Origin of the sequence: Streptomyces spongiae, assembly GCF_009377185.1 — a bacterium.
In the GTDB taxonomy this organism is placed as follows: Bacteria; Actinomycetota; Actinomycetes; order Streptomycetales; family Streptomycetaceae; genus Streptomyces; species Streptomyces spongiae.
This window is the reverse complement of sequence record NZ_VJZC01000491.1, coordinates 1-7,586: the sequence shown is the minus strand read 5'-3', so window position 1 is coordinate 7,586 and position 7,586 is coordinate 1. Positions and strand designations below refer to the sequence as shown.

Annotated in this window: 7 protein-coding genes; all 7 read right to left on the bottom strand. The window is 69.8% G+C overall.

Features of this window, described 5'->3' with window-relative positions; genetic code table 11:
- Nucleotides 1-80 precede the first annotated feature (80 nt).
- The 7 genes from FNH08_RS39255 to gatC all read right to left on the bottom strand — a co-directional run bounded on the left by FNH08_RS39255 (nucleotide 81) and on the right by gatC (nucleotide 7,491).
- On the bottom strand, nucleotides 81-713 hold the full coding sequence (locus FNH08_RS39255) for a hypothetical protein (protein WP_152776301.1): 633 nt from the start codon (nucleotides 711-713) through the stop codon (nucleotides 81-83).
- A gap of 73 nt (nucleotides 714-786) precedes the next feature.
- The gene (locus tag FNH08_RS39250) at nucleotides 787-1,353 is read right to left on the bottom strand and encodes a GNAT family N-acetyltransferase (RefSeq protein WP_152776300.1); all 567 of its coding nucleotides are present in this window, start codon (nucleotides 1,351-1,353) and stop codon (nucleotides 787-789) included.
- Nucleotides 1,331-3,655: an MMPL family transporter gene (locus FNH08_RS39245; protein ID WP_322726203.1), complete on the bottom strand. Its 2,325-nt coding sequence runs from the start codon at nucleotides 3,653-3,655 to the stop codon at nucleotides 1,331-1,333. The genes FNH08_RS39250 and FNH08_RS39245 overlap by 23 nt, the downstream gene beginning before the upstream one ends.
- Before the next feature lie 269 nt (nucleotides 3,656-3,924).
- Nucleotides 3,925-5,439, bottom strand: a complete 1,515-nt coding sequence (gene gatB, locus FNH08_RS39240) for an Asp-tRNA(Asn)/Glu-tRNA(Gln) amidotransferase subunit GatB (protein ID WP_322726202.1) — start codon at nucleotides 5,437-5,439, stop codon at nucleotides 3,925-3,927.
- Nucleotides 5,440-5,454: 15 nt separating this feature from the next.
- Nucleotides 5,455-5,694 carry a hypothetical protein gene (locus FNH08_RS39235; protein WP_322726201.1) on the bottom strand — a complete coding sequence of 80 codons (240 nt, stop codon included), beginning with the start codon at nucleotides 5,692-5,694 and terminating at the stop codon, nucleotides 5,455-5,457.
- Complete coding sequence (gatA, locus tag FNH08_RS39230) at nucleotides 5,691-7,187, bottom strand: Asp-tRNA(Asn)/Glu-tRNA(Gln) amidotransferase subunit GatA (RefSeq protein WP_152776299.1); 1,497 nt, start codon at nucleotides 7,185-7,187, stop codon at nucleotides 5,691-5,693. The genes FNH08_RS39235 and gatA overlap by 4 nt, the downstream gene beginning before the upstream one ends.
- 7 nt (nucleotides 7,188-7,194) lie before the next feature.
- On the bottom strand, nucleotides 7,195-7,491 hold the full coding sequence (gene gatC, locus FNH08_RS39225) for an Asp-tRNA(Asn)/Glu-tRNA(Gln) amidotransferase subunit GatC (protein WP_131558265.1): 297 nt from the start codon (nucleotides 7,489-7,491) through the stop codon (nucleotides 7,195-7,197).
- Nucleotides 7,492-7,586 lie beyond the last annotated feature (95 nt).

Genomic DNA, 7,586 nt, shown 5'->3' with positions numbered 1-7,586 from the left:
CCTTAGGTCCGCCGTACGTCGGGTACGGCGAACCTAAGGCCCCTCAGAACCGCGAGGACATGCCTCCTCGTACGGCGGGCTCAACCCACCGTCGGCATGCTCAGCAGGATGTCGGAGTACTTCAGTACGGCCAGCACCAGGCCGAGGAAGCCCAGCGAGATTCCGGCCCAGGCGACCGACTTGATCCACGGCGTCTGCGGCGCCCGGTCGGGGTCGCCGAACGCGGGCCGGACCAGCACGGCCACGCCCACGATCAGGGCGACCAGCGCGAACAGGCCGCCGACCATGGCGTTGACGTTCCAGGAATCGGCGTACACCTGCTTGATCTGCGAGGCGACGCTCGCGCCCTGCTGTGTGGCCTCCAGCTGACCGTACAGCGAGTCGCGGGCCTGCGCGATCGTGCCGAGCCAGCTGCCGGTCAGCGAGACCAGCCCGAGTCCGACGGACACGATGGCCGCGGCGCCCTGGCCGACCCCGGCGGAGGCGCCGGAGGCACCCTTCCCGACGGCGGCCTCGTCCTCGTCGCCCTCCTCGTCGACCACGTCGTCGGAAGCGTCCGTCTCGTCGACGGGGGCCGCCGCGGGCGTCTCCTTCTTGGTCTCGGCGGCCTTCTCGGCCTCCGTGGCTTCCTTGGTGACGTCCACCGCCTCCTGGTCGCGCTGTGCCTTGGTGCCGGTCTCGACCCCGGCCTCGTCAACTGTCTTTGAACCCATGCCTCGCACCGTACGGACGCTGTCTGAGAAGTCTCTTAATGATCGTTCTGGGCAGTACGCGTGCGCGTGGGGGTCATCGTTCCGTACGCGCGCGTGCCTCCCGCCACTCGGGCGCGAGGACCGACCACACCTCGGCGTCCCGGCGTACACCCCGATAGGGGTAGCTCTGCCTCAGGACGCCGTCGCGGCTCATGCCCAGCCGTCGCGCCACGTTGATGCTCGGTTCGTTGGCGGACGACGCGACCCACTCCACACGGTGGATGCCGCGCTCGTCAACCGCCCAGTCGATGAGGACCCGCATGGCACGGGTGATCAACCCTTGTCCGGTGGCCGCCGGTTCGAGCCAGCAACCGACCTCGCAGTTGCCGTTCACGGCGTCGAAGATCCTGAAGAGCACACCGCCGACCAGCTTTCCCTCCAGCCACAGCCCGTGCAGGCTGCCGGTGTCGGCGGCGCGCTTGTCGGCGTACGACTGGAGGAGTTCCCGCGCGGAGTCCACGTCGGTGGCCTTGGCGCCGAAGGGGATGTGCTGCCCGATGAACTCGCGCCCCCGCTCCAGGTGGGCGAGGAACTCCGGGGCGTGCCAGGGATCCAGGGGCCGCAGTTCGGCGCCGTCGTCACCCAGGGATATCGCGTACATCCTGTTGCCGCTCCTTCACCAGTACGACCAGTTCGTCATCGAGCGACTCGTCGGTGACCGGGTCGTCACCGTCCGCTCGCTGCCCGGGGATGGTCGCACGGGCGGGTTCCTCGGTGCCGATCTTTTCGGCGGCCGTCGCGGCGGCCGCGGCGGCGCGGGCCTCGGGCGGTTCGATGCTGATGCGCGGCATCCGTCGGTCGAGCCAGCGGGGCAGCCACCAGTTGGCGCCGCCCAGCATGTGCATGAGGGCGGGCACGAGGAGCGTACGCAGCACGAAGGCGTCGAGGGCGACGGCGGAGGCCAGGGCGATGCCGAACATCGCGATGACGCGGTCCCCGCTGAGGACGAACGCGAGGAACACCGAGATCATGATGACGGCGGCCGAGTTGATCACGCGGCTGGTCTCGGCGAGGCCGACGCGGACGGCGCGCCGGTTGTCTCCGGTCTCCAGCCACTCCTCGTACATCCGGCTGACCAGGAAGACCTGGTAGTCCATGGACAGCCCGAAGAGGACCGAGACCATGATCACGGGGAGGAAGGGCTCGATCGGTCCCGCGCTGCCGAGGCCCAGCAGCTCACTGCCCCAGCCCCACTGGAAGATCGCGACCACGACCCCGAAGGCGGAGGCGACGGCGGCCACGTTCATCGCGGCGGCCTTCAGCGGGATCCCGACGGACCGGAACGCGAGCAGGAGCAGCAGGCAGCCGAGCCCGATCACGACGCCCACGAACAGGGGCAGCTTGCCGACGATGACGTCGGCGAAGTCGTCGTAGCCCGCGGTGAGACCGCCGACGTGCGTGTCGAGCGAGGTGCCCGTCTCGGCGCGCGGCAGGACGTCGTCGCGCAGCCGGTCGACGAGATCGCTGGTCTGCGTGGACTGCGGCGAGGACTCGGGCACGACGCTGAGGTAGGCGGTGTCACCGCCCGTGTTGTACGTGACGGGGCTCACCGACGCGACGCCCTCGGTGCCCCGGAGGGTGGTGTCGAGGTTGTCGAGGGCGAGCTTGTCCTGGGCGCCGTCGACCTTGGTGACCAGGGTGAGGGGTCCGTTCACGCCGGGTCCGAAGCCGTCGGCGAGGAGGTCGTACGCCTGGCGGGTGGTGGCCGTCTTCGGGTCGTTGCCCTGGTCGGAGGTGCCCAGGTGCAGCCCGAGCGTGGGCAGTGCGAGCAGGGCCATGACGGCGAGCGCGACGGCGCCGAGTTTCTTGGGGTGCCGTTCCACGAAGGCGGACCAGCGGGCGGCGAGTCCGGTGGGCACCTCCGGCTCGGGACCGTGCTCGTCCAGCTTGCGCCGCTCGCGGCGGCTGAGGGCGCGCATGCCGATGAGGGACAGCAGTGCGGGCAGCAGGGTCACGGAGGCGGCGACGGTGAGGACCACGGTGAGCGACGCGGCGATCGCGACGCCGTTGAGGAAGCTGAGCCGCAGGATGAGCATCCCCAGCAGGGCTATGCACACGGTGGCGCCCGCGAACACGACGGCCCGTCCGGTGGTCGCGACGGCGCTGGTCGCGGCCTCGGTGACGGTCAGGCCCCGTTTCAGTCCCCTGCGATGCCGGGTCACGATGAACAGCGCGTAGTCGATCCCGACGCCAAGACCGATCAGCATCCCGAGCATGGGCGCGAAGTCGGCGACGGTCATGACGTGCCCCAGCAGCACGATCCCGGCGTACGCGGTGCCGACGCTGACCAGTGCGGTCGCGATGGGCAGCAGGGAGGCGGCGAGCGAGCCGAAGGCGAGGAACAGTACGACGGCGGCGACGATCACGCCGACCACCTCGGCGATGTGCCCGCCCGACGACTCGGTGAGCCCGATCGCCCGGCCGCCGAGCTCGACCTGGAGTCCGTCGGTCTCGGCCGCCTTGGCGGTGTCGACGACCTTCTGAGCCTCGGCCTTGTCGATGTTCTGGGCCCGGTCGTCGAAGGTGACCGTGGCGTACGCGGTGTGTCCGTCGCCGCTGATCTGTCCGCTCCGCGCACCCTCGTACGGGCTGGTCACGGTCGCCACCCCCGGAAGGTCGGCGATCCTGTCCAGGGTGTGGGTCATGGCCTGCTCGACGTCGGCGGCCTTCACGGTGCCCTGGGCGGTGTGCCAGACGACGGTGTCGCTGTCGCCGCTGAGACGCGGGAAGCCGTCGTTGAGGAGCTGGGTGGCGCGGCTGGACTCGGTCCCCGGGGTCGCGTAGTCGTTCGAGTACGCCGTTCCCGCGACGACCGCGCCGGCGGTGATGCCCGCCAAGGTGACGAGCCACAGCAGGACGGCGACGAGGCGGTGCCGAACACACCAGCGCGCTAGGGGTGCCACGAACGTGCTCCCTGGGATGGATTGGTGGATCTTTGACCGGGAGCAGCCGCTGTGAACCGAACAACCCGCAAAGAACGCCTGAGCAATGCGCACCACTCTGACAGGCGCAGTTGATCCTTTGTCCGTTTCGTGCCTTTTGTCACAAGACTTGGGAGCCAGATCACAGGACAGTAACGGGAACTCTGTCGCCTCCTCCGCATCCCCGGACGCACCCAGGGGCGGTACATCGCTGTCGATGTACCGCCCCTGGGGACGTGCGTTACAGCTGCTCAGCCCTCGCTGACGCCCAGCCTCTCCAGGATGAGCTCCTTGACGCGGGCCGCGTCGGCCTGGCCGCGGGTGGCCTTCATGACGGCACCCACGAGGGCACCGGCCGCGGCGACCTTGCCGCCACGGATCTTGTCCGCGATGGCGGGGTTGCCGGCGATGGCCTCGTCGACGGCGGTGGTCAGGGCGCCCTCGTCGGAGACGACCTTCAGGCCGCGCTTGTCGACGACCTCGTCCGGGGTGCCGTCGCCCTTGAGGACGCCCTCGATGACCTGGCGGGCCAGCTTGTCGTTGAGGGAACCCTCCGCGACCAGCGCGGTGACCCGGGCGACCTGCTCGGGCGTGATGGGCAACGCCTCCAGGGACACAACGGCCTCGTTGGCCGCACGCGCCAGCTCGCCCATCCACCACTTGCGGGCGGAGGCCGCGTCGGCGCCCGCCTCGATGGTGGCGACGATCGGGTCGATGGCCCCGGCGTTCAGGATCGCCTGCATCTCGACCGCGGTGACGCCCCACTCCTCGCGCAGCCGGTTGCGGCGGGCGAGCGGCAGCTCGGGGAGTCCGGTGCGCAGCTCCTCGACCCACGCGCGGGCCGGGGCGACGGGCACCAGGTCGGGCTCCGGGAAGTACCGGTAGTCCTCCGCCTCCTCCTTCACACGGCCCGAGGTGGTGGACCCCGTGTCCTCGTGGAAGTGGCGGGTCTCCTGGATGATCGTGCCGCCGCCGCTCAGCACGGCCGCGTGACGCTGGATCTCGAACCGCGCGGCACGCTCGACGGACCGCAGCGAGTTGACGTTCTTCGTCTCGGAACGCGTGCCGAACTTCTCGGTGCCGTTCGGGCGCAGCGACAGGTTCACGTCACAGCGCATCTGGCCCATCTCCATACGGGCCTCGGAGACGCCGAGCGCCTTGATGAGCTCGCGCAGCTCGGCGACGTACGCCCGCGCGACCTCGGGGGCGCGCTCCCCGGCACCGACGATCGGCTTGGTGACGATCTCGATGAGCGGGATGCCGGCGCGGTTGTAGTCGAGCAGCGAGTGGGACGCGCCGTGGATACGCCCGGTGGCACCGCCCACGTGCGTGGACTTTCCGGTGTCCTCCTCCATGTGGGCGCGCTCGATCTCCACGCGGAAGGTCGTGCCGTCCTCCAGCTGCACGTCGAGGTAGCCGTTGAAGGCGATCGGCTCGTCGTACTGGGAGGTCTGGAAGTTCTTCGGCATGTCCGGATAGAAGTAGTTCTTCCGGGCGAAGCGGCACCACTCGGCGATCTCGCAGTTCAGCGCGAGACCGATCTTGACCGCGGACTCGACCCCGGTCGCGTTGACGACCGGGAGCGCGCCGGGCAGGCCGAGGCAGACGGGGCAGGTCTGCGTGTTGGCGTCCTGACCGAGTTCGGTCGAACAGCCGCAGAACATCTTGGTCTTGGTGCCGAGTTCGACATGGACCTCGAGGCCCATGACGGGGTCGTACGACGCCAGCGCGTCCTCGTACGACACCAGGTCGGTCGTGGTGGTCACGGTGAAACTTCCCTCTCAGCCCAGCAGGACGTCGTCGTCGCCCAGCCGCTTCAGCTCGCGGTACGCGAGGGCGAGGCCGGTGACAATGGCGGCGGCGGACACGGTGGCGTCGATCAGGACCAGCGTGTCGTTGTCGGCACGGGCCTTCTTGAGCCGCTTGGCGACACCGATCGCACCGAACGCGGTGACGGCCATGGACAGGTACGTACCGGACTTGGACTTCTTGAAGCCCTTGGCCTTGGTCAGTGCACTCACAGCGACGGAGCCTCCTCGAGAAGCGGGTGCCCCCACTTTTCCACGTAGGCGGCCTCGACGGCCGCGCCGACCTTGTACAGGCGGTCGTCCTTCATCGCCGGGGCGATGATCTGCAGGCCGACCGGCAGCCCGTCCTCCGGCGCGAGGCCGCAGGGCAGGGACATGGCGGCGTTGCCGGCCAGGTTGGTCGGGATGGTGCACAGGTCCGCGAGGTACATCGCCATCGGGTCGTCGGCACGCTCGCCGATGGGGAAGGCGGTGGTGGGAGTGGTGGGCGAAACGATCACGTCCACGCTCTCGAACGACTTCTCGAAGTCGCGGGTGATGAGCGTACGGACCTTCTGCGCGGAGCCGTAGTACGCGTCGTAGTAGCCGCTCGACAGGGCGTACGTACCGAGCATGATCCGGCGCTTGACCTCGGGCCCGAAGCCCTCGGCGCGGGTGAGGGAGGTGACCTCCTCCGCGGAGTGCGTCCCGTCGTCGCCGGTCCGCAGGCCGTAGCGCAGGCCGTCGAAGCGGGCGAGGTTGCTGGAGCACTCGCTGGGCGCGATCAGGTAGTACGCGGAGAGCGCCAGGTCGAAGGACGGACAGTCCAGCTCGACGATCTCGGCACCGAGCTCCTTGAGGAGTTCCACGGCCTCGTCGAACCGCTGGATGACACCCGCCTGGTAGCCCTCACCGCGGAACTGCTTGACGACGCCGACGCGCATGCCCTGGACGCTGCCGTTGCGGGCGGCCTCGACGACCGGCGGCACCGGGGCGTCGATGGAGGTGGAGTCGAGCGGGTCGTGCCCGCCGATGACCTCGTGGAGCAGGGCCGCGTCCAGGACCGTACGGGCGCAGGGGCCGCCCTGGTCCAGGGAACTGGAGAACGCCACCATGCCGTAGCGGGAGACCCCGCCGTAGGTCGGCTTCACGCCGACCGTGCCGGTGACGGAGGCCGGCTGGCGGATGGAGCCGCCGGTGTCGGTGCCGATGGCGAGGGGCGCCTGGAAGGAGGCGAGGGCGGCGGAGGACCCGCCACCGGAACCACCGGGAATCCGGGTGAGGTCCCAGGGGTTGCCGGTCGGCCCGAACGCGCTGTTCTCGGTGGAGGACCCCATGGCGAACTCGTCCATGTTGGTCTTGCCGAGGATGACGACGTCGGCGTCCTTCAGCTTCCTGGTGAGGGTGGCGTCGTACGGCGGGATCCAGCCCTCCAGGATCTTCGACCCCACGGTCGTCGGGATCCCGGCCGTGGTGAAGATGTCCTTGAGGGCGAGCGGCACACCCGCGAGGGGGCCGAGCCTCTCGCCGCGCTCCCGCTTCTCGTCGACGGCGCGGGCCTGGGCCAGGGCGCCCTCGCGGTCGACGTGCAGGAAGGCGTGCACCTTCTCGTCGACGGCCTCGATGCGGGCGAGGTGGGCCTCGGTGACCTGTACTGCGGTGAGCTCGCCGGAGGCGATCTTCGCGGCGGTCTCGGCCGCGGTGAGCTTGATGATGGCGTCGGTCATGACGTGATCAGTCCTCCCCCAGGATCTGCGGCACCTTGAAACGCTGCTGCTCCTGGGCCGGGGCGCCGGAGAGCGCCTGCTCGGGGGTGAGCGACGAACGGACCTCGTCCGCGCGCATGACGTTCGTCAGCGGCAGCGGGTGCGAGGTCGGCGGTACGTCTTGGTCGGCGACCTCGCTGACGCGGGCGACCGCGCCGATGATGTCGTCCAGCTGGCCTGCGAAGTGGTCGAGCTCTTCGGGCTTCAGCTCCAGACGCGCCAGCCGGGCGAGGTGGGCGACCTCCTCGCGCGTGATGCCAGGCATGCAGCGATCCTCTGGGGTGAGTGTGTGTGGTTTGGGCCCAATCCTATGGGGCGGGGGGTGGTGCGTGCGCACGGGTTTGGGTGCGGGGTGAGTGC